Consider the following 23724-nt stretch of genomic DNA (forward strand, 5'->3'; position numbering starts at 1 on the left):
AAATCGGCACACAAATTGGTGTAATCGGTGTAATCAATCTTTAATCGGTGCAATCCCCTATAATGGAATCCTTTTTAAACAAGTTAAAAGACATTACCACATTTGTATTTGATGTTGATGGTGTGCTTACCGATGGTACGGTTTACGTATCAGAAGAAACGGGAGAGCAAAGCCGCCCGTTTAATATAAAAGATGGCTATGCGCTGCAACTGGCTGTTAAGGTTGGTTATAACGTTTGCGCTATATCGGGGAGCCGTTCAAAAAGCTCTATTCATCGCTTAAATAGTCTTGGTGTAACCGATGTATTTGTTGGAGCACGCGATAAAACAGAAAAGTTTAAACTTTACCTGGAAGAAAAGCGCTTGAAAGCCGCCAATGTTTTATACATGGGTGATGATATTCCCGACCTTGGTGTGATACAAATGGCGGGTTTGCCGGTTTGCCCTGCTGATGCCGCCGAAGAAATTAAAGCTGTTTGCGACTATGTGTCGCCTATCCCCGGAGGACGAGGCTGCGTGCGTGACGTTATTGAAAAGGTATTAAAGATACAGGGCAAGTGGATGAACGCCGAAGCTTATAGCTGGTAATTTAGTCAGTAGTCATTTGTCAATAGTCATTGGTAATCTTCTTTTCTCCAGCGAATGAACAACATCAAAGTAATTCTCGCTTCAAAATCTCCTCGCCGGCAGGATCTGCTCAGGCTGATGGATGTTGATTTCCGCATTGTTTTAAAGGACGTGGACGAAAGTTATCCTGCCGGATTGACACCTGAAGAAATAGCCGTTTATATCGCTGCAAAAAAAGCCGAAGCTTTTGATGAAGAGCCGGGTGATGAGGTGGTGCTTACGGCTGATACCATTGTGGCTATTGAGGGTGAAATACTGGGTAAGCCTGAATCTCCTGCCCATGCGGTTGAAATGCTGAAAAAGCTATCAGGTAAAATGCACAGGGTGGTCACTGGAGTATGCCTTTTTTATAAAGGTCAGTACAACAAGTTTTTTGATGTATCTGAAGTATTCTTTCGTCAGTTAACTGACGAAGAGATACAGTATTATGTAGAAAAATATCAGCCTCTGGACAAAGCCGGCTCATACGGCATACAGGAGTTCATCGGCCTGATCGGCATCGAGCGTATTAATGGCTCCTACACCAACGTTGTTGGCTTACCTACTGAAAAGGTGTATCAGCAATTGAAACAATTGATATAATTACGCATTTCATGTACTTTGCATAGTAATGCAAATACACTTTCCTGTAAATGTTCACATTGGCAGCTTAACTATTCCAGCACACCTGCTGTGTGAAACGCTCGCTTATTTTATCGGTTACCGTTATTATACTTATTTAAGAAAGCATACTAACGATGCCATCAGCGCCAGCCACAGGCTCATTATATTTGTAGGCGCGGCAGCCGGAGCATTTCTTGGTTCGCACCTGATTGGCATATTTGAAAATCCTGATCTTCTTAAAAATGTATCGCTGGTTTACTTTTTAGGTAATAAAACTATCGTCGGTGGTTTTTTAGGCGGATTAATTGGGGTGGAGGTCACAAAAAAACAGATCGGTGTAAAAGTATCGTCTGGCGACTTGATGGTGTACCCGTTAATATTGGCAATGATTATTGGCCGCACTGGGTGTTTTTTAGCCGGACTTGAAGATGGTACGTATGGAGTGCCTGCCAACCTGCCATGGGCTATAAATTTTGGTGATGGAATACGCAGGCACCCAACCAATTTATATGAAATATTTTTCTGGATACTGCTTTCGCTCAGTCTTGCCGAGTTTGAAAAGAAATATCGTTTTTCAAATGGTGCCCGTTTTAAAGTATTTATGGTGGGGTATCTGTTATTCCGTTTTTGCATCGAATTTATAAAACCGGCTTACTTTTTTAGTTTTGGATTATCGGTTATTCAACTGGCTTGTTTAGCCGGATTATTGTATTATTATAGAATATTTGTCCGCCCTTCATCATTAGTTGAAAGCCATGCCTGAACGTCCGTATATTTATTATGATTTTACTCTAAGCATCTGCTCAACATGCCTCAGGCGGATTGAAGCCAAAATTGTTTTTGAAAACGATAACGTTTATATGCTTAAGCGATGCCCTCAACATGGTCGGGAAAAAGTATTGATTGCTACAGATATCGAGTATTACAAAAACTGCCGTAATTATGCCAAACGCAGTGAGATGCCACTTAGGTTTAACATGCCTACGCACTACGGGTGCCCGTATGATTGCGGGCTGTGCAGCGATCATGAACAGCATTCCTGCTTAACGGTTGTTGAGGTAACCGACAGGTGTAACTTAACTTGCCCAACCTGTTATGCCATGTCATCACCACATTATGGCAGGCACCGCACGCTGGAAGAAATTGAACAAATGCTTGATGTAGTAGTGCGTAATGAAGGCCAGCCCGACGTGGTACAACTAAGTGGTGGTGAGCCTACCATTCATCCTCAATTTTTCGAGATATTGGATATTGCCAAAACAAAGCCTATCAGGCATTTGATGTTGAATACAAACGGCATTCGCATAGCTAAAGATGAAAAGTTTGTGCAGCGGCTGGCTACCTATATGCCTGATTTTGAGATATACCTGCAGTTTGATTCGTTTAAAAAAGAAGCGCTTGAGCAACTGCGCGGAGAGGATTTGCGTGAGGTAAGGCTTAAAGCCATTGAACATCTCAACAAATACAATTTGTCAACCACTTTGGTTGTTACTTTACAGAAGGGATTAAATACTGATGAGATAGGGCAAATAATAGAGTATGCCCTGAAACAACCTTGTGTAAGAGGCGTAACTTTTCAGCCTACTCAGCAGGCCGGCAGGCTGGTTAATTTTAATCCTGCTACTGACAGGTATACCATGACCGAAGTGCGGACAGCAATACTTGAGCAAACCAATATCTTTAACAAGAACGACCTTATACCTGTGCCCTGCAATCCCGACGCGTTGGTAATGGGCTACGCGCTCAAACTTAACGGAGAAGTTTTTCCGCTTACAAGGATGATTAATCCTGATGACTTGCTTGATAATTCGAAGAACACTATCGTTTATGAGCAGGACGAGCGGCTTAAATCCCACTTGTTAAACATGTTCAGCACCGGTAATTCTGTCGACAAGGCTACTGAACATTTAAAATCCATAATGTGCTGCCTGCCCGAAATAGACGCGCCTAATCTCGGGTACGATAATTTGTTCCGAATAATTATTATGAACTTTATTGATGCGCAAAATTTTGATGTACGGGCTATTAAAAAATCATGCGTACATATAGTTAATAAAGATCTAAAAATCATCCCGTTTGAAACTATGAATATTTTTTACCGTGATGATAAAGTTGAATACCTTAACCAATTAAGAAACGAAATACCGGTGTTATGAGCGAAGAACAAAAACAACCGAACGAGCAAAAGAAAAAGCCCATTTACATGAGTATAGTGGGCGCAAATCTTATAGCTGTAGTAGTATACACTGTGCTTTGTGCAGTTGGCGGAGGTGAAGGGCTTATTTTTAGCGCTTTCTTAATAGTGATTCATGCTATTGCATGCATAATTGTTGCCCCTTTCGCTAAAAAGTGGGAATGGGTACTGGCAGGAGTTCTGGTAGTGGCTGTCGGCTTTTCAACCTGCGCAGGACTGTTCAGTATTAGTGATGCGAAATTATAGACCCGGATTTAACATCTCCGCCAGCACGCCTTCCTTAAGCGAATATGTTGACATAGCTACCTGTTTGATATCAAGCTTGTCCATTACAAACCGGGTGATCAGGGAGGCCACCACAATCATATCCACTCGTATAGCATCAATACCGTCATGAGTTTTGCGTTCCTGATGTGATGAGGACACCAGCCAGTCAGTTATGTTAACAAGTTCCTGGGTGTTGAAACTGTAATTTTTAATCGTGTTCAGGTCAAATGCGTGGCCTTTGTTCATCTCTGTTAGCTCTGCAAATGTTTCATACGAGCCTGATGAGCCAATGAGCGTATCAATTTGTTTACCATCAACTGCACTGAATAAATCATCCAGGTTATTTTCAAGGTAGCGGTTCAATTCATAAATTGCTTTGTTAGGTATTGGGTCTATCTTATGAAATTTATCCATAAGACGCGCTGCGCCAATTTCAAAACTTTGTTTCCAAACAATTTGTTTATAATCGCCCAATATAAATTCAACACTTCCGCCGCCAATATCCATTATCAGTGATAACCCGTTGTTAAGGCATCCTGCCGCCTTTATGCCCTGATATATTAATTCAGCTTCACGGTCGCCGTTAATAGTTTCAATTTGTATGCCTGTAAGCTGTTGTACTTCGTTTACAAAGTCTTGACCATTAGAAGCATTGCGCAGCGCCGAAGTAGCGATAGCACGAACCTCAGCAGCATTATACCGCTCAATTTCATTTTGAAAGGCAACCATAGTATCAATGCCTCGCTTGTAAGCGTCTGCATGAATATAGCCCTTGTTTATACCACCTTCACCAAGCTTAACACCTACATGCTCATGAATAAGGATATTCAAATTATCTACTGTGCCTTCGGTAATCAGTAAATGAAAAGTGTTGGTGCCAAGATCCATAACGGCTACCCGTTGTGCACCACTTTTGGCTGTAGTTTTTGTAATTGAAGGGGCGTTTCTTTCTGGAGTCATAAATTCAATTACATAACTTATAAAGCACTTAATAGTTTGCTTAAATGTTTTTGTTTAAAGTTCCTTTATTGTTTATTAATACAGATACCTGCTGGATAATCAGCAACCAGATTACGGGTGGCAAAAGCGAAAGAATATCAAAATAATTAAGTCCCTGCGAAACATGCCCCGGCCATTGTTTTAACAAGATTAACGAGACAGCGCTTTTTAATAACGGTAGTATGATTACGAGGATAAAAAAAGTACGGTAATTACTTCCGATAGCCGGCGGATCGATGCGGAAAGAAACAGCCAGTAAGAAGATGAGTGTTATAAATAGCAGCACTGTTTGTACGTTAAGCAATATACTTAACAAGGCAGTAGGCACAATCAGCGAGGTTTGAACAGCTACCGATAAGGCAAAGCTAAACACTGCAAGTACAAGATAAACGATCATCCCTGTAAATGCCGCTTTAGCTTTAAGCGCTTTTAGTACAGATATCAAATAAACAATAACCACTATAAAGCTTATCTCAGCCAGAAACTGCAGCAAGTATAACACTGTTGGCTGAACCGGCTTATCAATTATTTGCAAAGCTGTATTTACCCCTCTTGTAATAAGATGCAGCAGTGTGAAAAAGAAAGCCAGTTGAGTAGTTGTTCTGTTTATTTTCATTCAGCGTACAATTGACGGGCAAATATAACCCTATAAAAAAGTAAAGCCCGGGTAAACCGGGCTTCTCACTATCTTTTTACAATATTGCTACCGTCACTTTATTCAAAATATTCTTTCATCCGTTCGAAAAAGCTTTTTTCGTTTTTACCCGGATTAGGTTTGAAGTTCGGCGAATTACGTAGTTTTTCAAGCAGTTCATGTTCCTCGCGGCTTAACGCTTTTGGTGTCCAGATGTTCACATGCACCAATTGGTCGCCGCGGCGATATGAATTCACCTCTGGTACACCTTTGCCTTTTAAGCGAAGAATTTTACCACCCTGGGTACCGGCATCAAGCTTTATTTTGGCCTTACCGTCAATAGTTGGCACTTCAACGCTTGTGCCCAAAGCTGCATCAACAAAGTTTACATGCAAGTCATATATCACGTTGTTACCATCTCGTTTTAGCGTTTCGTGAGGCACCTCCTCAATTAATATGATAAGATCGCCAGGTACACCGCCACGGGGGGCCGCGTTTCCTTTACCGCTCATACTTAACTGCATACCTTCACTAACACCTGCAGGAACGTTTATGGTGATGGTTTCTTCACCGCGTACAACACCGTCGCCATGGCATACATTACATTTTGAAGTGATGGTACTACCTTCACCGTTACAGGTTGGGCAGGTGCTGGTAGTTTGCATCTGGCCTAGTATGGTGTTGGTAACCCTGCGTACAGCGCCGCTGCCGCCACATGTTTTACATGTTTGGAACGATGATTTGTCTTTAGCGCCTGTACCATCACAGGTTTTACATATAATCTGTTTGTTTACCTTGATCTTCTTTTCGGCGCCATTGGCAATTTCTTCAAGCGTAAGCTTAACTTTTATACGCAAATTGCTGCCGCGGGCTACACGACGGCCACCGCCGCTTTGCCTGCCACCGCCAAAAAAGCTATCGAACGGACTGCCGCCACCGCCAAAAATATCGCCAAACTGGCTGAATATGTCATCCATATTCATGCCACCACCACCGTATCCGCCGCCATTAGCCGACTGTGCATTGGCAGCGTGGCCAAACTGGTTGTAACGCTGGCGTTTTTCGGGGTTACTTAATACCTCGTATGCTTCGGCGGCTTCCTTAAAATTTTCTTCGGCCTCTTTATCGCCCGGGTTTTTGTCCGGGTGATACTTAATGGCCATTTTGCGGTAGGCCTTCTTTATTTCGTCAGCCTCGGCATTCCGCGAAACTCCAAGTACGTCGTAATAATCTCTTTTAGACATTTTCTTTTTATTTCGGATTTCGAAATTTCGATTTCGAATTTGTTATTATTTATTTTAATCAGTTACCAGGCAAAAGCCAATATTCGAAATTGAACATTCGAAATTCGATATCAGCTTCCTACTATCACTTTAGCAAAACGTACTACCTTGTCGCCAAGGTAATAGCCTTTTTCCATCTCATCAATCACTTTACCCTTCATATCTTCTGCAGGGGCCGGTACGTTGGTAATGGCTTCGTGCAGGTCAGCATCAAACGGTTGACCAATCGCTTCCATCGGCTTAAGGCCTTTTTGCGTAAGTATGTTAGTTAATTTGCTATGTATCAACTCCACACCGGCCTTTACAGCTACAACATCTGTCGCCTGATCCATTGAACGGAAAGCGCGCTCAAAGTCATCAAGTATTGGCAGCAACGAAACAATAATTTCTTTACCGGCTGTTTGCAGCAGTTCTACGCGCTCTTTAGTAGTGCGTCTTCTAAAGTTATCAAACTCAGCGTATAAGCGCAAATATTTATCATTAGCCTGTGATAACTCTTCTTTCAGTTTATCTTCGGCCGAAGGGCCTTGTTCTGCTGCCTGTGTTTCTTCAGATTGTGCAGCAGTTGTATCATCATTTAGCACCTCTGTCGTATTTTCAGGCGCTTCTGTTTCTTCCTTCTTTTTTTTCTTAAGCATATCGTTAAATTTCATAGCTGTATAGTGCCAATCAAGTACCTTGCCATAGCTTTAAAGCCGACAAGCTGGCATAGTGAAAGTTGTTGCAACTGTAGCAGTGGCAGTTTTTATGAAAAAGTAGCAGTTGCGGCAAAGCGGACACTATATGTGCTACTGCTTATACAACCGCTATTATAAATCAACCTATCTCCACATCTTCTAAAACCCGGCCGTTCTCGCATTTTATAATACGCGATGGGAAGGTGCGAATGATGTGATAATCATGCGTAGCGATAATAACGGCGGTACCCATTTGCTGACTGATCTGTTTTAGCAGCATTACAATCTCTTCAGAAGTATCAGGATCAAGGTTGCCGGTAGGTTCGTCGGCTAAAATAATCTCCGGGTCATTTAACAATGCGCGTGCGATAACTACACGCTGCTGCTCACCGCCTGATATCTCGTGGGGCATCTTTTTTAATTTGGAACGGAGGCCAACTTTTTCAAGTACATCCAGCGTGCGTTCGTTTATCAGGTTCTTGTCTTTCCAGCCGGTTGCATGCATCACAAAATGCAGGTTTTGCTCAATGGTGCGGTCGGTAAGCAACTGAAAATCCTGGAAAACAATACCAAGCTTACGGCGTAAAAAAGGTATATCACGTTCGGGCAACTTTGCCAGATCATAACCGCAGGCATGCCCACTGCCACTGGTAAGGGCTAAATCGCCATAAATAATTTTTAGCAAACTGCTTTTACCCGAGCCGGTTTGACCGATAAGCCAAACAAAATCACCTTTGTCAATATGCAGGTCGACGTTTGAAAGTACAAGATGCTTTTGTTGAAAAACGTCAACGCCGTTAAGTTTTATAATAGAATTTCCAATCATGATTGCTGCTCTACGTCTAATTTTAGTATCTGTCCAAAGGGTAGGTCTTTTATGATATTCATAATGTAATCGGCCTTATGGCCTAATCCAACCTTGTCCAGCGATTTATCGGGTCTGTCAACCCTGAAATAAGCCAGCAGCGTGAACTTATCATCACGCAGCTGCACATAATCAGGTATTTTGGCAACGCCCTTAACTTTTATAATATACATTTTTAGTCATTGGTCATTAATCACTTATCATTGGTTTAATTTTTTAAACAAGCATCAATGACCAATGACGAGTGACTCTTTCCAAATTTATGGTTATTTTAAAGACCAGCCAAAAATTTCATTGTATCCACTCCGTCGGCATAATCAGCAAGGCCTGGTTGCTGGCTTTGCCCGAAAGACACCACCTGGCTGTTCACTTGCAAAGGCCCGGTGCTTACTACACATTGTATTTTATCTGCCTGGCTGTTTATTTTTCGTTCTGCTGAGATGATATCGTCATAATATTCATAAAATAATACCGCCAGCGGCGATGCCAGCCTTTCGTCTTCTTTCAATAATAAGAAGCCATTGTCAAGGTGCTTATCGCGGTTTACAAGGTATATTGACTTATTATAATCGTAATTGTTATGGTACTTGTTATGATTGGCAATATCATTATAAGGCTCAATAGCTTCAAAAAATGGGGTAAAATCATAACCATGAGGCACCAACAGTTTCGAAACGTTGCGGCATCCCAGGCCGAAATAATCGAAAATATCGTGGCCAAGCTCATGCAATTGCGTAGTAGTTTCCTCGCCGGTTAATACTGATATGCTGTTGCGATTTTTACGGATGATGTGCGGCACCTTGCCAAAGTAATATTCAAAATAGCGCGACGTATTATCGCTGCCGGTAGCAATCACAGCGTCGAAGTTTTGCAGCTTTTCTACAAAAGTAAACCTGTCGGCAAACGTATTGTCAATGCTTACTAACTTATTCAGCAAGTATTTAATCAGGCGGCTATCCTGTGACGACGCTTTGATAAGCGCCTTGTTGCCTGATAGCAGTACAGATAGAATATCATGAAAACCCACCAGCGGGATGTTGCCTGCTAATATTAATCCGATATTTTTAGGCTCAATATTTGCATTAACAGAATATTGCTGCAGCCATTTAGTCAGATCGTAACTGTTAAGGTTTTCAGCAATAGCGTTTATAGCTGATTCAATACTTTCAGGCGTGAACCAGGCATTGACATTTTTTTCGGTTTGAATTAGATGTTTAAGCTCTTCATCAGGATTGCGGAGGTGTTCTCCCAGCACTGAGAATGATTGGATGTATGTATCCGGATTGTAATTTGACATAGAAAAGTATATCGGTATAAACCCCGAGAGGCTTTTTTTGTTATATTTGCGCAAAGTTATTACAGAATATAAGTTTTTTATAATATGGCGATCAAAATCACCGACGAATGCATTAACTGCGGGGCCTGCGAACCAGAGTGCCCGAACAATGCTATTTATGACGCTGGTGCCGCCTGGCGTTTTTCTGACGGGACAGGGCTGAAGGGAGTAATTGATTTTGGCGATGGCAACACGCTGAACGCCGAAGAGGCACAAGCTGCTTTATCTGACGATATTTATTACATAGTACCTGATAAATGTACCGAATGTGTAGGTTTTCATGATGAACCACAGTGTGCCGCCGTTTGCCCGGTTGACTGCTGTGTTGATGATGAAGATATCCGCGAAACTGAAGAAGAACTGCTGGCCAAGAAAGACTGGCTGCATATGAACGAATAATATTTATTCATTTCAGAAAAATACACAGGAGCATCAATTGATGCTCCTTTTTTGTACCCTATAAATCTCACTCGAGGAAGATTTGAAGTAAACTTATAAAGCCCTCTCCTTTGGAGAAGGTTGGTTGAGGTCACAACCATATTTCCATTTTAACATCCGCACGTTTATAGGGTGTATCGCCTACCGGGATATCTTTAAAACCATATTTACGATACAAGGCAAGGGCAGGAGTAAGCTTACTGTTCGACCCAAGCCACACCCTTTTTGCCTTTAGCTCTTTTGCCAGTTTAAGCGACGCTTCCATAAGCGCGTGACCAACCTTGCGTCCCTGGAAACGCGGACTAACACCCATTTTTGCCAGTTCATATTCGTGCTTGCCGGTTTTGATTAGGGCGCAGGTGCCGGCAATTTGTCCGTCAACCTTAGCAAAAAGGATACGGCCACCGTCATTCAAAATATGATCTTCAGGATGATCAAGTTGTTCTAAATCGTGCTTTTCAACAGTGAAATAAGTATTGATCCACTCAATGTTTAACGACTTGAAGTATTTTTTCAGCTTTGGCTCATACTCCAGCACTGTAACGTCTGATTTACCGGCTGGGCTGAACATTTCCTTAAATCGGTGGTAATAATTTTTTTGATTTAGCTGTGTTTCAACTTCTGCTATTGCTTCAAGCAGGTGGTTATGCTGGCTTTCAAACAGCGATTTATTCAGGCTGCTTATCTTAGCCCATACGTGCTCAAATTTACCAAGCGACTCTTGCCCTTTTTTTGATAGTCGCAGAATACGCTTGCGGCTATCGGTGCTTGATTTCACCGACTCAATATAGCCAAGCGTTTCCAGTTCTTTTGCCAGATGTATTACCCCAGGATGCGTTAGTGACAGCTCTTCTGCAATTTCTGTAATACCAATCTCCTCCCGGCGGCTAATCAGGTAATACAGCACAAAGTATTTCGGCTCAAATTCAAGGCCTTCGTCCTTATATATCTGAGTTACATCTTTTGAAAAAGTTTCATACAGCCTTTTCATGCGGGCGCCAATCGCAAGTTCTTGCAAATCATCAATAACTGACATAGTGTATATATTTACGTAAGTACTTACAAATATATAGGAATGTTTTTCTATTTTTAAAAATATTTTTTAAAAATGGAATACGGGATATGCAACCTTGCTGTGGTACCTTTAAGAGCTGAGGGTAATGAAAGAAGTGAACAAGTGTCGCAGGTGTTATTTGGAGAAACTTTTGAAATTGTAGAGTGGCAGGAAAATTGGGTGAAGATTATAACAACTTATGATGACTATACAGGCTGGATAGCAAGATTACAATTTGAAATAATTACAGCTGCCGACTATCAGGAAATTTTAATTTCAAATATCATACTTACAAGTTCAGCTGTATCATGGGTTTTCAGAAAAACAGATATGGGTTTGTTATACTTGCCATTCGGTAGCTCGTTACCATTAGTTGATGGTAACGAATGCAGAGTTGGTAATCAAACATACATCATTTCTGAAGAAGAGGAACCGGAAGAAAGCATCGCCGAAACAGCCATGCAGTTTATGAATGTTCCCTATCTGTGGGGGGGGCGCACACATTTTGGTATAGATTGCTCGGGACTAACACAAGCCGTTTACAGGCACCATGGTATTAAAATAGACAGAGACGCAAGTCAGCAGGTAAAACAGGGTACGCTAATTGAAAATCTTGATGACGCAAAGGCCGGCGACCTTGCTTTCTTTGAAAATGAAAAGGGTAATATTACTCATGTGGGCATTATGCTTGGCGATGGGCTAATCATCCATGCATCAGGAAAAGTTAAGATTGATACTATAGATGAGCACGGCATCTATTCTGAGGAGCAACAGCGGCATACACACCGCTTTAATTGCATTCGCACATATGTTTAGAAGGTGACATTCCAGATGATCACCCGCTTATCATCGCTAACAGATATGAGTTGATTATCGCCGTTCCATAGCAGTTTGTTGATAGACAACACATGGCCCGGTAGCCCTTTTTCACGGCTGATGATTTTGCGCAGTTTAAAGTTTTGCGCGTCCCATATCTTGATACTTTTATCCATGCTGGCGGTAGCAAAATAGGGAAGGGAAGGGTGAAAAGCAATATGGTTTACAGCAAACAAGTGGGCCGGAATATTTTGTGTTAGATTATAGCCATTGGTATCCCATATTTTTATCTGTGCGTCACGCGCTCCTGATGCCAGATAGCTGCCATCAGGAGCGAATTGTAATGAAAAGATTGACATGGTATGCCCCTGCAAAGTGGTTATATATCCATAGTCGTCCATGTCATATATCCTGATGCTGTTATCGCGGCAGCCAAAAGCGATATGCTTTTTTTGCAGCGATATGCTTATACAACGGACAGTGTCATGCGATACCTGTATGGTGTGCAAAAGTTCCAGCGCCTCCATACTCCATACTGATACAGTGCCGTCTTCAGAAGCCACTAAAAGTTCTTTTTTACCGCTGACAGACTTAATATCAAATATTGGTTTGGTATGCTGCTTTAATATTTTGATAACTTTTTGTTGGGTAAAATCAAAAACAGCCACGTCCCCTGTACGGAGGCCTGCTATCAGATAAGGAAAATCTTCCGGACAATGTATAGCATAAACCGATGCCGGAACGGGAAACATCACCTTGATAAAACTCATGGTTTCAAGGCTCCATTCCACAACGCCTTTATCATTGCCGCCTGTAAACAAAATACCCGGCTTCTGTGAAAGCTCCGCAGTAAAAATAGGATTGCTGTGCCCGGTAAGTTCGGCTATATTTTCTACGGTAAGCATATATTGTAGTTGATAGTCGATAGACCATAGTCCATAGTAAAAGTGCTTCTATGGACTATGGTCTATTTATGTCTTCCTTCCAAATTTTTGGCAATTGTATCAAGCGTGAGGCCTTTTTCGCGCAGCAGAACCAACAAGTGAAACACCAAATCTGATGCCTCGTTTATTAAATCTGTCTCAGTTTCTGCAAGGGCGGCAATTACGGTTTCAACACCTTCTTCGCCAACCTTCTGGGCAATTTTGTTAAGGCCTTTGCCTCGTAGTTTATTAATGTACGATCCTTCCTGAGGATTTACATACCTGTCGTTCACAATACGCTCAAGCTCGAGTATAAAGTTTTGATTGTACCCGGTTTTAAAACAGCTGCGTGAACCGGTGTGACAGGTTGGCCCATCGGCTTTTACCTTTATCAGCAAGGTGTCGTTGTCACAATCAATATGCATTTCCTGTACATGCAGGTAATTTTGACTGGTTTCACCCTTCGTCCACAAGCGCTGTTTTGAGCGAGAGTAGAAGGTTACAATGTTTTCCTGTACGGTTTTATCGTATGCTTCCCGGTTCATGTAACCAAGCATCAGCACTTCAAGCGTTTGCGTGTCCTGTATTACTACAGGTATTAAACCGTCTGTTTTGTCGAAATCGATATTCATGGTTATTCAGTGCCGGTTACACCAGCCTTACTTCGATATTATTTTCTTTTAAAGTATTTTTCAAATCAGGTATCAATATCTCGCCGTAATGAAACACGGATGCTGCAAGTGCCGCGTCGACATTTGTTTTTTCAAAAACATCAACAAAATGCTGTACCGAACCTGCACCACCTGAAGCAATAACCGGGATATGCACAGCATGGTTAACTGTTTTTAACAGGGCGTTATCAAACCCGGCTTTTGTACCGTCGTGGTCCATTGAGGTTAGCAATATTTCACCAGCCCCACGGCTTTCGGCCTCCAGTATCCAGTCGAGCGTTTCCTTTTCTGTCGGTAGCCTGCCGCCGTTCAAATGTACGATGTTTTTACCGTCGATATTCCTTGTATCAACCGCTATCACTACAAACTGAACGCCAAAGGCTTTTGCCAGTTGATCAATCAACGCAGGGTTACGTACCGCTGCAGAGTTAATAGAAATCTTATCAGCACCGGCATTTAACAACGCATCTGCATCGGCAATTTCGTTAATGCCACCGCCAATGGTGAAGGGTATGTTTATTTGCCTGGCCACTGCCTTAACCAGTTCAACCATAGTTTTGCGGCGCTCAACAGTAGCGGTAATGTCCAGAAAAACCAGTTCATCAGCACCCTGTTGCGAGTAGTTCCAGGCCAGTTCAACCGGATCGCCGGCATCGCGCAAATCAACAAAGTTCACACCTTTAACAGTGCGGCCGTCCTTTACGTCTAAACAGGGGATTATACGTTTCGATAGCATTTTTTAAAGATGTCATTGCGAGCGTAGCGCGGCAATCTCTCCAGGACAAGTATTGAGGCAAGCTTAAAGAGATTGCTTCGTACCTCGCAATGACGTTTTGAGTTACATAAATTGCCCCTTAGGGCCAGGGCTTCGTTTTATATCGACATCAGCGCTTCCAGATTCCAGTGTTTTACATCTTCTACTGAAATATGCCCTTCATATATCGCTTTACCCACTACACATGATTCAACCTTCAGGCGGCTTAGTTTTTCAATATCGTCCATTGAGCTTATACCACCTGATGCAATAAGTTTTATAAAAGGGGAGTGGTCAAGCAATTTTGCATATAGTTCTACTCCCGCGCCGCCAAGTTTACCGTCTTTGTTGATATCGGTACATAAAAAGCGGAAGAAGCCGAGTGCCAGGCACTTGTCAACATAATCCATCAGTTTTATAGGGGAGCTTTCCATCCAGCCTGAATATTTTATTACTTCGTCAAGTACATCGATGGCGATAACTACCTGATCTGAACACTTATCACGTCCGCAAATTTCTTTGCTCAGGTCGAACAGAAAAGAAGGATTGGTGATGGCTTGTGTCCCAACAATAACACGATGTACGCCGGCATCAATCAACTCCTTTACCTTATCAATACTACGGATACCACCGCCATACTGTATTTTCATATCAGTATTTTTGATCACATCAAACAGGTATTGCTGGTTAGAAAAGTCGTTTTTTGCGCCGTTAAGGTCAATTATATGTATAAAATTAGTGCCGTTCGACTGGTACTTTTCAATCATTTCTTCCAAAGAAACGTCATACTCGGTTACTTGTCCGTAATCGCCTTCGCGAAGGCGGACAACTTTTTTGTCGAGAATGTCAATTGCGGGTATAATGTACATGTGTTTTATATGTTTGAAAAGTTAGTTAAAAGGGTTTCACCATAAACTCCTGATTTTTCGGGATGAAACTGCACCCCGTAAAAATTATCAAGCCAAATTGATGCCGAAAATTTGTTTGTATATGTTGTTGACGATAAAGTATATGCTTCATCGTACTCAATAAAATATGAATGTACAAAGTAAAAGTGCGAACCGGGCGGAATATTTTCAAAAAGTTTGTTGTTCTTTTCCGGAAACACCTGGTTCCAGCCGGTGTGTGGTACCTTAAATTCGGCGCTGTCTTTAAATCGCAGCGTTTTAACGGGTACTATATCTAACAGATTGGCATCGCCTTCTTCAGAATATGAAGTTAACAACTGCATACCCACGCAAATCCCCAATACAGGTTTATCAAGTACCTTTATTTTAGGCACCAGTCCGGTTTGCTCAAGCTTATGCATAGCAGCGCCCGCATGTCCAACCCCGGGGATAATATAGCGGTCATATTGTTCCAGATCAGCTTCAGTATGTACCATTCCATAGGCAATGCCCAGCCTGTCGAGCGTTGCTGTAAGCGAGAATATATTGCCTGCGCCGTATCGTATTATGCCTATCATTCGTTTTGTTTAGAGTCAGGAATTAAGAATCAGGAATCAAGAAAGAAATTTTTAACCTTGGATCTTGATTCTTAACTCTTGCATCTGCAGCTTAAAGTACTCCCTTTGTACTCGGTAAAACCATTTTATCAACGTCGCGCTTTACCGCCATTTTTATGGCTTTGGCAAAGGCTTTAAATATCGCCTCAATTTTATGGTGCTCGTTTATGCCTTCGGCTTTTATGTTAAGGTTGCATTTTGCGGCGTCGCTAAATGATTTAAAGAAGTGATAAAACATTTCTGTAGGTACATCACCCACTTTTTCGCGGTTAAACTCAGCCTCCCAAACAATCCAGTTACGGCCGCCAAAATCAATAGCAGCCTGTGCCAGGCAATCGTCCATAGGCAGGCAAAAACCGTACCGCTCAATACCTTTTTTGTTGCCTAAAGCTTCAGCGAATACTTCACCAAGGGCAATACCGGTATCTTCAATGGTGTGGTGCTCGTCGATATGCAGGTCGCCTTTGGCGTTTACCTCAAGGTCGATACTGCCATGGCGGGCAATCTGGTCGAGCATATGGTCAAAAAAATGCAGGCCTGTTGATACCTTTGCCTCGCCGGTGCCGTCAAGATTTATTTTTATATAAATGTCGGTTTCCTTTGTAGTACGGCGGTGCTCAACAACCCGCTGACCGAGTTTTAGGTATTCGTAAATATCTTTCCAGTCGGTTGTTTCAAGGGCGATGGTATCTTTTACTTCCTGCTGCCATGTGTCGTCGTTAAATTCCTTACCGCCAAGGTTGCTGTGATTATTTAGCCATAACGCTTTAGCCCCCAGATTTTTTGCCAGCAACACATCGTTCTTACGGTCGCCAATAACAAATGAATTGGCAAGGTCGTACTTACTGGTATCGAAATATTGGGTAAGCATGCCTGTACCGGGCTTACGGGTTGGCGCATTATCAGCAGGAAATGTCTTATCGATATATACTGCCGAAAACTTTACACCTTCGTTTTCAAAAGTTTTCAGTACAAAATTATGTACAGGATAAAACTTTTCTGCCGGATGTACAGGAGTACCCAAACCGTCCTGGTTGGTAACCATTACCAGTTCATAATCAAGTTCGGCTATTTTAGGCAGATATAACAAAGCGCCGGGATAAAACTCCAGTTTCTCAAATGAATCCACCTGTTCGTCGGCAGGTTCGCGCAGCATGGTACCATCACGGTCAATAAAAAGAACTTTTTGCAAACTCATTATTTGTAGTTTTTTAAAGCGTCAATCAATTTGTCATTTTCATCAGGTGTGCCTATGGTGATGCGCAGGCAGCCTTCGCACAGCTCCACCTTCGAGCGATCGCGCACAATAATGCCCTGCTCTACCAAAAAATTGTAAATATCCTTAGCACCGGTTGTTTTGACCAAAATAAAGTTAGCGTCAGAAGGGTAGATATCCAACACAAATTCAAGGTTTTTAAGCTGAAGTACCAGTTTATCGCGCTGAGCAAGCGTTTCGCGTATCCAGCCGTTAACGGTATCAATATTGTTTAACGCCTCAAGTGCCAGTTGCTGGGACGCCTCGTTAATGTTATACGGCGGCTTCACCTTATTCATCACTTCAATGATCTCTTCACTGGCAAATGCCATACCTACACGTAAAGCCGCAAGTCCCCAGGCTTTTGAAAGCGTTTGCAGTACCACAAGGTTGGCATATTCTGTCAATTCCTGTATAAAGCTTTTCTGACGACTGTAATTAATATACGCCTCATCCACAACCACAATCCCGTGGAAGTTTGCCAACAAGGTTTCAACATCCTCTCGGTTGATGGAATTACCGGTAGGGTTGTTTGGCGAACAGATGAAGATAAGCTTGGTACCCTCGTCAATAGCTTCGGCAATACCTTCAAGATTGAGTTGGTAATCTTCAGTAAGTAATACCTTACGGGTTTCAATGTCGTTGATGTTAGCCGAAACCTCGTACATGCCATATGTTGGCGGCACCAATATCACGTTATCAACACCCGGGTTACAAAATGCACGGAATATTACGTCGATAGCTTCGTCGCTGCCATTGCCTAAAAATATGTTACGCGGCGGTACACCTTTTATTTCACTAAGGCGCTTTTTTACCTTGTATTGCAGTGGGTCGGGATAACGGTTATAATCCGTATTCAGCGGCGAACCGAAGGCGTTTTCATTAGCATCTAAAAATATGCTGGCTTCACCCTTAAACTCGTCGCGTGCGGACGAATAAGGGACGAGGTTTTTGATGTTATTCCTTAATATTTTATTTATGTCGAACATAATTAATTTAATAATTGAAAGTCATTGAAAGAAAACTTCCATGATTTATTTCCCCAGTCGAATATTACCTTCCTGTCTTTTTCAAACGGCGGATATATGTGTTCGTTATCATTCAAATCATTAGTGAACAGATTGCGGCTTACTGTTTTACCTGTTTCGGGATTGTAAACAGCAGCGTTAACATTAAACAAGTTATCTGATTGTTTAATGTATTGCCAGAAGTATATCTTCTTATTGATAACATTAGGGGCAGACTTATAGCTATCAAAGCCTGTGATAGCAGTATCTAATAGATATCTCTTTTCTGTAGAAGATATTACATACTGATAAGGCCGTAGATATAAAATGCCTGGCGACGGCTGCTCGGTTTCAAAAGAATTTTTGCACTGAGTTAACATAAGATACAAATATTGGTTTGATTCAATTTCTTGCATGCCTATCCCTAAATGTATAGTATCAGTATTTTGCCCGTTTTGCTTCACTATAGCATACAAACCTTCCATTGTACCACAGTTAAACCAACCCGTGTCAATTACACTGTACGTTGAATTTAACTTGTATGATTTAAAAGCTGCTTTTTGCGCTGCTGTTTTTAAAGAATCAGCTTTACGCAAAGAATCTCCGCTATCATTCGTCAGCTCATTAGTTGCAACCCCCGAATCAACTAACGAAGGTTTTTGTGAACTTTTGCAGGCCACATGCAGCGATAAAAACAGACAAATTAAAAAATTCAGCTTTTTCATACTACTAACCATTACTCCTCACCGCCACCGCGTTCGCATGCGCATGCAAGCCTTCCAATTCAGCCAGCGTTTGCACTGCCGGACCGATATTTTTCAAGCCATCCTCAGTGATATGCTGAAAGGTTATTTTCTTAACAAACGAATCAACCGACACACCAGAATATGCCCTGGCATAGCTGCTTGTAGGCAGCGTATGGTTGGTGCCCGACGCATAGTCGCCGGCACTTTCAGGGGTGAGGTTTCCTAAAAATACCGAACCTGCATTGATAATGCTGCCGGTAATTTCCTGCCATTTATCAGTAGCCAGTATCAGGTGTTCGGGCGCATACTGGTTGCTAAAATTCATGGCTTCGCCAAGATGATCTACCACTACAATGTATGAATTGTCAATAGCTTGCTGTGCAATCTCGGCCCGCGGTAATACAGCCAGTTGCCTTTCCACCTCTTGAATTGCTTTGTTGGCAATTTCATTTGAAGTACATACCAAAACCGATTGGCTATCAATACCGTGTTCGGCTTGTGCCAGCAAGTCGGCAGCAATGTATTTCGGATGGGCTGTTTCGTCGGCAATAACCAAAACTTCTGATGGGCCTGCAGGCATGTCAATAGCTGTAGCGGTGGTTGACTGTACTATGGTTTTGGCCTTGGTAACAAACTGGTTGCCCGGACCGAATATCTTATCAACCTTAACAATGCTTTCGGTACCGTAAGCCATGGCCGCGATGGCCTGCGCCCCGCCTGACAGGAATATCCTGTCGATACCCAACATCAATGCCACCTGCGCTATAAAAGCGTTCACCTTACCGTTTTTTTGCGGCGGAGAACATACGATGATCTCTTGGCAACCCGCAATTTTAGCCGGTATGCCCAGCATTAAAAAAGTGCTTGGTAGTACAGCTGTTCCACCGGGAATGTATAGCCCAACCTTTTCAATCGCCCTAAGTTCGCGCCAGCAGGTAACACCGGGCATGGTTTCAACCTTATCCTCAGCTTTAAGCTGTGTTTGGTGAAAGGTGTAGATGTTTTTATAGGCGGTTTCCAACGCTGCCTTTTGCGCAGGCGATACAGCCGCGGCTATTTCCTCAAGCTCAGTTTTATCAAGATAAAGCTTGTCCAGTTTTACTTTGTCAAATCTGTCGGCAAAATCAAACAAGGCTCGGTCGCCATGTTGCTGAACATTGGCTATCACTTCTTCAACAACAGCACGTATCTCGTTAGCCGGGTCAACATTACGCTGCACCAGTTTCTGAATGTCCTGTTTGCTTAGTTCTGAATAGTTGTAAACAATCATAATTACCCCCCAGCCCCCTAAAGGGGGAGTTTAATTTAATATAACCCAAATTTACAATGTAAAAGTTACTCTTGCGGCGTAACTCCCCTTTAGGGGGTTTGGGGGATTAAAGTATTATCTTCTCTATCGGCATTACCACAATGCCTTGTGCGCCGGCCTGTTTCAGCTGACTAATGCGATCCCAAAAATCACGTTCGGGTATAACCGTGTGCACAGCCACCCAACCATCTTCGGCCAGGGGCACTACGCTCGGACTTTTAACACCCGGCAGCAGGGCAAGCACATCTTTAAGGTTTTCCTTTGGTGCGTTAAGCACTACATACTTAGTTTCCTTAGCACGAAGTACTGATTGTATACGTTGTATCAACTCCTGAATTAAGTCGTCATTTTCGCTGCCTTCACGGCCAATCAGCACGGCTTCGCTATTCATTACATCTGCGAAAGCTTTCAAGCCGTTACTTTTCAAAGTGCCCCCGGTTGAAACCAAATCGCAAATGGCATCACTTAAACCCAAACCTGGTGATATCTCTACCGAACCCGAAATAGTACGAATGTCCGACTCAATTTTGTGGCCGACAAGATATTTTTTTAGTATAACAGGATAGGTGGTGGCAATGGCTTTACCATTTAAGCCTGCCAAACTGCTGATGTCGCTGTGGTTAGGTATCGCAATTTTTAACGAGCATTTGCCAAAACCAAGGCGCTGTAGATAAGATACTTTTACTTCGGTTTCCTGTATTACGTTTTCACCTACAATGCCCAGGTCGGCTATGCCGTCCTGCACATATTCAGGTATATCATCATCGCGCAGAAAAAGTATTTCTAACGGAAAATTTGAAACCGGCGAGATGAGCGAGCTTTTATAGTTTTCGAAATTTAAACCGCAGTTTTTTAGCAGTTCAACAGACTTCTCGTTGAGCCGACCCGATTTCTGGATCGCTATTTTTAGTGTTTTCACAAAGTTGTATTAAGGGTAAATAAATAAACGGGGTGGTTGTTATTTCACGTAGAAACATACATTATCTTTTATCGCCGGGGTGGCGATGGTGCAGATGAAGATGATGTAGTGCTAAACCGTTCATTATTTTGTATAGTAAAACTATAGAGTATGGGCGCAAATATAGGCAGATGTTTATTAAATCAAAATTATATGTGAATTTTAAGGGTTGACGCATGGTGCCGGGCGGTTGGCGTTGTAATTAATGGCGTTGCCTTCGGCCGGCTTTACACTCATATCCCTGCAGGCCTTAGCCAGGGGCCGGTATCCGTTGCCATCCTTAACCCTGCTGGGTGAACCACTGACTTTTTGGATTTACTGATTGCGCATTGTTAAAAAGTGTGAATGCGAGAACGAAGAAATTCCTATTATTTGTCATCCTGAGCGACAGCGAAGGATCTATCGGCAATAGATCCTTCGTTCCTCAGCATGACAGGTAGCTTGAAATTAGAGATTGCCGCGCATTCGCTCGCAATGACGTGTTGGAAATATCGTATCTAACTAAGCGTTATTTACCCCATACTTCATACACCACTCCATCTTCAAATTCGTAAAGCTTTTTCAACTGATGCTGTTTCCTGATATCATCCAAGCCAATAAGCTCAGGATTCGCCATGGCGTTGAACCATATCAGGTAGTAGTGTTTGTTTTGGCTAAACTTTTTCACATCATCAGTGAAATATCTATGCGGTACCAGCTTGGCTTGCATGCCTGTAAAAAAGTAAACGGCCTCATCGGCATCTGAATATACCGGTAATCCTGATTTATATTGATGCGTATGTTTTTTCAGGAAACTGACAAATTCCGATTTGTTCCAGTCGTCGTCGGTATAACCGGGTACGCCGTACTCAAATTCGTCGTCGTAGCGTTTCAGGTCAATCAGTATATAATTATATAAAAAGCCTGACATTATTAATATCGTTACAATACTTACCCACACGCGTTGCGGGCTTTTGATGCGTGCCAATACAGTAGGCACCCAAAACGTACAACCAATCAGCATCGGGATGAACATAGGTGACAGCAACCGGCTGCTCAACTGTTCAAACCGGGAAACGGTGGCTATTATTAATATAAACAGACTATATATAATCGCAAAGGCGGCACATATAATTTGATAATTGTTTATTATGCCTTTTATAGCCAAGAAAACAAAACCTGCTATAAGCGCTATGATAATAAATACTGATAGAGCCGGGCCATAAGGACGTGCGGTTTCGTTCAGGCCAAGCCAGTCGCATATAACAGTGCCGAAGTAATAAAGGTTCTCACTAAACGATGTTACCGAAGGTTTGCGGGTGCCTGTTGCGAGTCCGGTTGATAAGCTGTTGATGAGTATGTTTACAGCCAGCGGCAGTACTCCTGCAAAGCCAAATGTCAAAGTATGTGTTATTCGTTTGCTGAAGGGAAGTGCACGGTTGATTAATATAAGCAAACCGCCGGTGGCAATTACTACCAACCCTGCGTAGCGTGTAAGGCAGCACAACGCGGCTACGATTGCCGATAACAGCAGCCATTTTAACACCGGCTTATCCAAATACTGTTTTAATGTAACTACAAACAGCATGATCAGTAATATAAAAAGTGTTTCCGACCATAAGTAAGTAAATATCTCCAGCAGGGCAGGGCTTAGTATAATTATAATTAGAATAGCCCACTTATATAATATATATGCTGGCTTGATGCGGTTAAGTATCCATCCGCATAAAAATATTGTAACGGCAAATAGTAATCCATTAATAACAGGCCCGGCCTGAACAGCGTTAACACCAAACAAAAAGCTTAGACTCAAAAACGCCGGATAAAATACAGGGAAAAAAACCAGCGGCGTGCCGTTGAAGGTAATCAGATTACCATGCTTGTAGATACTCTCGGCAGTACTGGCATACATTATCGAATCGGGAGAAATACCCACGCCGCTGTAAGCAGTGAATAGCTGTATAATATAAAAGCCCGCTATGGCGGCTATAAGTATATCGATATGTTTGAAGAAGCGAGGGATATGCATGTTAATTTAGCTCGTTACGAAAACGAAGCAATCTCTAAGCTTTTTTGTCATGCTGAGGAACGAAGCATCTATCAGGAAACAGATTCTTCACTACGTTCAGAATGACAAATTAGTCTAAGACGATCCTTAGTGATTGCTCTCGCACATGAGGTATTTTAAGCTTCAATTACGCTTTGTTAAAACATTTATTACTCAATCAAATCAAGCACTGTACTTATCGGCTGGTCACTGTCAATTAAAATGCCTTTTACACCTGCGGATGTACCCGCTTCCACATCGCGCTCACGGTCGCCGATGAAGTAAGACTTTGAAGGATCTATATTATATTTTTCAATACCTCTTAATAGTAAACCGGGCTTTGGTTTACGGCAATCGCAGTCGCCGGTGAAGTTTGGATGATGCGGGCAGTAGTAGAAATCAGTGAACTCTACGCCATGTTTGTGATAAACTTCTTTTAAATGTTTGTGCATTTTTCCGAGTTCATCTTCGGTGTACCAGCCTTTGGCAAGGCCACCCTGATTGGTAGCGACAATTAGCAGGTAGCCCTTGTCCTGCAGTGTTTTAAGCGCCTCGAAATTATCCAGTACATGAAAATCTTCAAATTTACATACGTAATCGCCCATCTCTTTATTCAATACACCGTCGCGGTCTAAAAACACTGCTTTATTCTTTTTTTGCATTTGTTTGAAATTTTTGCAAATTTAGTAATTCATAAATTTTAACCGACCTAATAAAATACTGCCAAACAGGGCGGATGATAAATATCCTGTTTGTTGGTAGAGTAAATCAGAATTCTA

At 42.2% G+C, this 23724-nt stretch carries 27 protein-coding genes; 7 read left to right on the plus strand and 20 right to left on the minus strand.

The annotated features are described in order from the left end of the window. The first annotated feature begins 62 nt into the window (after positions 1-62). Genes EOD41_RS01590 through EOD41_RS01610 form a run of 5 tightly spaced genes read left to right on the plus strand, consistent with a single transcriptional unit; the run spans position 63 to position 3669 of the window. The gene (locus tag EOD41_RS01590; protein WP_205780468.1) at positions 63-587 is read left to right on the plus strand and encodes a KdsC family phosphatase; all 525 of its coding nucleotides are present in this window, start codon (positions 63-65) and stop codon (positions 585-587) included. Positions 588-641: 54 nt separating this feature from the next. Then, a complete protein-coding gene (locus EOD41_RS01595) occupies positions 642-1208 on the plus strand; it encodes a Maf family nucleotide pyrophosphatase (RefSeq protein WP_127703029.1) in 567 nt (188 codons plus the stop codon). Positions 1209-1236: 28 nt separating this feature from the next. After that, positions 1237-1992, plus strand: a complete 756-nt coding sequence (locus EOD41_RS01600; RefSeq protein WP_205780469.1) for a prolipoprotein diacylglyceryl transferase — start codon at positions 1237-1239, stop codon at positions 1990-1992. Then, complete coding sequence (locus tag EOD41_RS01605; protein ID WP_127703030.1) at positions 1985-3385, plus strand: radical SAM protein; 1401 nt, start codon at positions 1985-1987, stop codon at positions 3383-3385. Before EOD41_RS01600 ends, EOD41_RS01605 begins: the two co-directional genes overlap by 8 nt. After that, positions 3382-3669: a hypothetical protein gene (locus EOD41_RS01610; RefSeq protein WP_127703031.1), complete on the plus strand. Its 288-nt coding sequence runs from the start codon at positions 3382-3384 to the stop codon at positions 3667-3669. Before EOD41_RS01605 ends, EOD41_RS01610 begins: the two co-directional genes overlap by 4 nt. On the opposite strand, the gene EOD41_RS01615 is transcribed toward EOD41_RS01610, so the two are convergent. The 7 genes from EOD41_RS01615 to EOD41_RS01645 all read right to left on the minus strand — a co-directional run bounded on the left by EOD41_RS01615 (position 3664) and on the right by EOD41_RS01645 (position 9445). Next, a complete protein-coding gene (locus EOD41_RS01615) occupies positions 3664-4650 on the minus strand; it encodes a Ppx/GppA phosphatase family protein (protein WP_127703032.1) in 987 nt (328 codons plus the stop codon). The genes EOD41_RS01610 and EOD41_RS01615 overlap by 6 nt on opposite strands. A 40-nt stretch (positions 4651-4690) precedes the next feature. Beyond that, positions 4691-5305, minus strand: a complete 615-nt coding sequence (locus tag EOD41_RS01620; protein ID WP_127703033.1) for a hypothetical protein — start codon at positions 5303-5305, stop codon at positions 4691-4693. A 98-nt stretch (positions 5306-5403) separates the two neighbouring features. After that, positions 5404-6567, minus strand: coding sequence for a molecular chaperone DnaJ (gene dnaJ, locus EOD41_RS01625; RefSeq protein WP_127703034.1), 1164 nt, complete (start codon positions 6565-6567; stop codon positions 5404-5406). 110 nt (positions 6568-6677) lie between these two features. Continuing rightward, positions 6678-7259, minus strand: a complete 582-nt coding sequence (locus EOD41_RS01630) for a nucleotide exchange factor GrpE (protein WP_240663127.1) — start codon at positions 7257-7259, stop codon at positions 6678-6680. 163 nt (positions 7260-7422) lie between these two features. Continuing rightward, a complete protein-coding gene (locus EOD41_RS01635) occupies positions 7423-8109 on the minus strand; it encodes a cell division ATP-binding protein FtsE (RefSeq protein ID WP_127703035.1) in 687 nt (228 codons plus the stop codon). Further along, complete coding sequence (locus EOD41_RS01640) at positions 8106-8321, minus strand: fructose-6-phosphate aldolase (RefSeq protein ID WP_127703036.1); 216 nt, start codon at positions 8319-8321, stop codon at positions 8106-8108. The genes EOD41_RS01635 and EOD41_RS01640 overlap by 4 nt, the downstream gene beginning before the upstream one ends. A 98-nt stretch (positions 8322-8419) precedes the next feature. Then, complete coding sequence (locus tag EOD41_RS01645; RefSeq protein ID WP_127703037.1) at positions 8420-9445, minus strand: acyl-CoA reductase; 1026 nt, start codon at positions 9443-9445, stop codon at positions 8420-8422. 84 nt (positions 9446-9529) lie between these two features. Here EOD41_RS01645 and EOD41_RS01650 point away from each other — a divergent pair, with 84 nt between their 5' ends. Then, positions 9530-9883, plus strand: coding sequence for a 4Fe-4S dicluster domain-containing protein (locus tag EOD41_RS01650; RefSeq protein ID WP_127703038.1), 354 nt, complete (start codon positions 9530-9532; stop codon positions 9881-9883). A gap of 130 nt (positions 9884-10013) precedes the next feature. Here the strand turns inward: EOD41_RS01650 and EOD41_RS01655 are convergent, their stop codons facing one another. Beyond that, complete coding sequence (locus EOD41_RS01655; protein WP_127703039.1) at positions 10014-10958, minus strand: bifunctional helix-turn-helix transcriptional regulator/GNAT family N-acetyltransferase; 945 nt, start codon at positions 10956-10958, stop codon at positions 10014-10016. Positions 10959-11030: 72 nt separating this feature from the next. Between EOD41_RS01655 and EOD41_RS01660 the strand changes: the two genes are divergently transcribed. After that, positions 11031-11792 (plus strand): C40 family peptidase, encoded by a 762-nt coding sequence (locus tag EOD41_RS01660; protein WP_127703040.1) that lies wholly within the window; start codon positions 11031-11033, stop codon positions 11790-11792. On the opposite strand, the gene EOD41_RS01665 is transcribed toward EOD41_RS01660, so the two are convergent. The 12 genes from EOD41_RS01665 to EOD41_RS01720 all read right to left on the minus strand — a co-directional run bounded on the left by EOD41_RS01665 (position 11789) and on the right by EOD41_RS01720 (position 23607). After that, positions 11789-12697 carry a WD40 repeat domain-containing protein gene (locus EOD41_RS01665; protein ID WP_127703041.1) on the minus strand — a complete coding sequence of 303 codons (909 nt, stop codon included), beginning with the start codon at positions 12695-12697 and terminating at the stop codon, positions 11789-11791. The two genes, EOD41_RS01660 and EOD41_RS01665, sit on opposite strands and share 4 nt — an antisense overlap. A gap of 62 nt (positions 12698-12759) precedes the next feature. Next, a complete protein-coding gene (gene hisIE, locus EOD41_RS01670; protein WP_127703042.1) occupies positions 12760-13347 on the minus strand; it encodes a bifunctional phosphoribosyl-AMP cyclohydrolase/phosphoribosyl-ATP diphosphatase HisIE in 588 nt (195 codons plus the stop codon). Positions 13348-13363: 16 nt separating this feature from the next. Next, positions 13364-14122, minus strand: a complete 759-nt coding sequence (hisF, locus tag EOD41_RS01675) for an imidazole glycerol phosphate synthase subunit HisF (RefSeq protein WP_127703043.1) — start codon at positions 14120-14122, stop codon at positions 13364-13366. 137 nt (positions 14123-14259) lie between these two features. After that, positions 14260-15009 (minus strand): 1-(5-phosphoribosyl)-5-[(5-phosphoribosylamino)methylideneamino]imidazole-4-carboxamide isomerase, encoded by a 750-nt coding sequence (locus tag EOD41_RS01680; protein WP_127703044.1) that lies wholly within the window; start codon positions 15007-15009, stop codon positions 14260-14262. A 5-nt stretch (positions 15010-15014) separates the two neighbouring features. Further along, positions 15015-15605: an imidazole glycerol phosphate synthase subunit HisH gene (gene hisH, locus EOD41_RS01685; RefSeq protein ID WP_127703045.1), complete on the minus strand. Its 591-nt coding sequence runs from the start codon at positions 15603-15605 to the stop codon at positions 15015-15017. A gap of 91 nt (positions 15606-15696) precedes the next feature. Then, positions 15697-16842 (minus strand): bifunctional histidinol-phosphatase/imidazoleglycerol-phosphate dehydratase HisB, encoded by a 1146-nt coding sequence (gene hisB, locus EOD41_RS01690; RefSeq protein ID WP_205780470.1) that lies wholly within the window; start codon positions 16840-16842, stop codon positions 15697-15699. After that, positions 16842-17888 (minus strand): histidinol-phosphate transaminase, encoded by a 1047-nt coding sequence (gene hisC, locus EOD41_RS01695; RefSeq protein ID WP_127703046.1) that lies wholly within the window; start codon positions 17886-17888, stop codon positions 16842-16844. The genes hisB and hisC overlap by 1 nt, the downstream gene beginning before the upstream one ends. Positions 17889-17890: 2 nt before the next feature. Then, positions 17891-18631 (minus strand): hypothetical protein, encoded by a 741-nt coding sequence (locus EOD41_RS01700; protein ID WP_127703047.1) that lies wholly within the window; start codon positions 18629-18631, stop codon positions 17891-17893. A 4-nt stretch (positions 18632-18635) separates the two neighbouring features. After that, positions 18636-19922 carry a histidinol dehydrogenase gene (gene hisD, locus EOD41_RS01705; RefSeq protein ID WP_205780471.1) on the minus strand — a complete coding sequence of 429 codons (1287 nt, stop codon included), beginning with the start codon at positions 19920-19922 and terminating at the stop codon, positions 18636-18638. A gap of 106 nt (positions 19923-20028) precedes the next feature. After that, complete coding sequence (hisG, locus tag EOD41_RS01710; RefSeq protein ID WP_127703049.1) at positions 20029-20880, minus strand: ATP phosphoribosyltransferase; 852 nt, start codon at positions 20878-20880, stop codon at positions 20029-20031. Positions 20881-21427: 547 nt separating this feature from the next. Next, on the minus strand, positions 21428-22927 hold the full coding sequence (locus EOD41_RS01715; RefSeq protein ID WP_127703050.1) for a hypothetical protein: 1500 nt from the start codon (positions 22925-22927) through the stop codon (positions 21428-21430). Positions 22928-23115: 188 nt separating this feature from the next. Beyond that, complete coding sequence (locus EOD41_RS01720) at positions 23116-23607, minus strand: D-glycero-alpha-D-manno-heptose-1,7-bisphosphate 7-phosphatase (protein ID WP_127703051.1); 492 nt, start codon at positions 23605-23607, stop codon at positions 23116-23118. Positions 23608-23724: the final 117 nt, after the last annotated feature.

The sequence above is a fragment of the Mucilaginibacter limnophilus genome (genome assembly GCF_004005815.1).
Taxonomy (GTDB): domain Bacteria; phylum Bacteroidota; class Bacteroidia; order Sphingobacteriales; family Sphingobacteriaceae; genus Mucilaginibacter; species Mucilaginibacter limnophilus.

Coding starts and splice junctions, on each gene's coding strand:
- EOD41_RS01590 (WP_205780468.1), top strand. CDS start 63: ATGGAATCCTTTTTAAACAAGTTAAAAGACATTACCACATTTGTATTT.
- EOD41_RS01595 (WP_127703029.1), top strand. CDS start 642: ATGAACAACATCAAAGTAATTCTCGCTTCAAAATCTCCTCGCCGGCAG.
- EOD41_RS01600 (WP_205780469.1), top strand. CDS start 1,237: ATGCAAATACACTTTCCTGTAAATGTTCACATTGGCAGCTTAACTATT.
- EOD41_RS01605 (WP_127703030.1), top strand. CDS start 1,985: ATGCCTGAACGTCCGTATATTTATTATGATTTTACTCTAAGCATCTGC.
- EOD41_RS01610 (WP_127703031.1), top strand. CDS start 3,382: ATGAGCGAAGAACAAAAACAACCGAACGAGCAAAAGAAAAAGCCCATT.
- EOD41_RS01615 (WP_127703032.1), bottom strand. CDS start 4,650: ATGACTCCAGAAAGAAACGCCCCTTCAATTACAAAAACTACAGCCAAA.
- EOD41_RS01620 (WP_127703033.1), bottom strand. CDS start 5,305: ATGAAAATAAACAGAACAACTACTCAACTGGCTTTCTTTTTCACACTG.
- dnaJ (WP_127703034.1), bottom strand. CDS start 6,567: ATGTCTAAAAGAGATTATTACGACGTACTTGGAGTTTCGCGGAATGCC.
- EOD41_RS01630 (WP_240663127.1), bottom strand. CDS start 7,259: ATGAAATTTAACGATATGCTTAAGAAAAAAAAGAAGGAAGAAACAGAA.
- EOD41_RS01635 (WP_127703035.1), bottom strand. CDS start 8,109: ATGATTGGAAATTCTATTATAAAACTTAACGGCGTTGACGTTTTTCAA.
- EOD41_RS01640 (WP_127703036.1), bottom strand. CDS start 8,321: ATGTATATTATAAAAGTTAAGGGCGTTGCCAAAATACCTGATTATGTG.
- EOD41_RS01645 (WP_127703037.1), bottom strand. CDS start 9,445: ATGTCAAATTACAATCCGGATACATACATCCAATCATTCTCAGTGCTG.
- EOD41_RS01650 (WP_127703038.1), top strand. CDS start 9,530: ATGGCGATCAAAATCACCGACGAATGCATTAACTGCGGGGCCTGCGAA.
- EOD41_RS01655 (WP_127703039.1), bottom strand. CDS start 10,958: ATGTCAGTTATTGATGATTTGCAAGAACTTGCGATTGGCGCCCGCATG.
- EOD41_RS01660 (WP_127703040.1), top strand. CDS start 11,031: ATGGAATACGGGATATGCAACCTTGCTGTGGTACCTTTAAGAGCTGAG.
- EOD41_RS01665 (WP_127703041.1), bottom strand. CDS start 12,697: ATGCTTACCGTAGAAAATATAGCCGAACTTACCGGGCACAGCAATCCT.
- hisIE (WP_127703042.1), bottom strand. CDS start 13,347: ATGAATATCGATTTCGACAAAACAGACGGTTTAATACCTGTAGTAATA.
- hisF (WP_127703043.1), bottom strand. CDS start 14,122: ATGCTATCGAAACGTATAATCCCCTGTTTAGACGTAAAGGACGGCCGC.
- EOD41_RS01680 (WP_127703044.1), bottom strand. CDS start 15,009: ATGTACATTATACCCGCAATTGACATTCTCGACAAAAAAGTTGTCCGC.
- hisH (WP_127703045.1), bottom strand. CDS start 15,605: ATGATAGGCATAATACGATACGGCGCAGGCAATATATTCTCGCTTACA.
- hisB (WP_205780470.1), bottom strand. CDS start 16,842: ATGAGTTTGCAAAAAGTTCTTTTTATTGACCGTGATGGTACCATGCTG.
- hisC (WP_127703046.1), bottom strand. CDS start 17,888: ATGTTCGACATAAATAAAATATTAAGGAATAACATCAAAAACCTCGTC.
- EOD41_RS01700 (WP_127703047.1), bottom strand. CDS start 18,631: ATGAAAAAGCTGAATTTTTTAATTTGTCTGTTTTTATCGCTGCATGTG.
- hisD (WP_205780471.1), bottom strand. CDS start 19,922: ATGATTGTTTACAACTATTCAGAACTAAGCAAACAGGACATTCAGAAA.
- EOD41_RS01715 (WP_127703050.1), bottom strand. CDS start 22,927: ATGCATATCCCTCGCTTCTTCAAACATATCGATATACTTATAGCCGCC.
- EOD41_RS01720 (WP_127703051.1), bottom strand. CDS start 23,607: ATGCAAAAAAAGAATAAAGCAGTGTTTTTAGACCGCGACGGTGTATTG.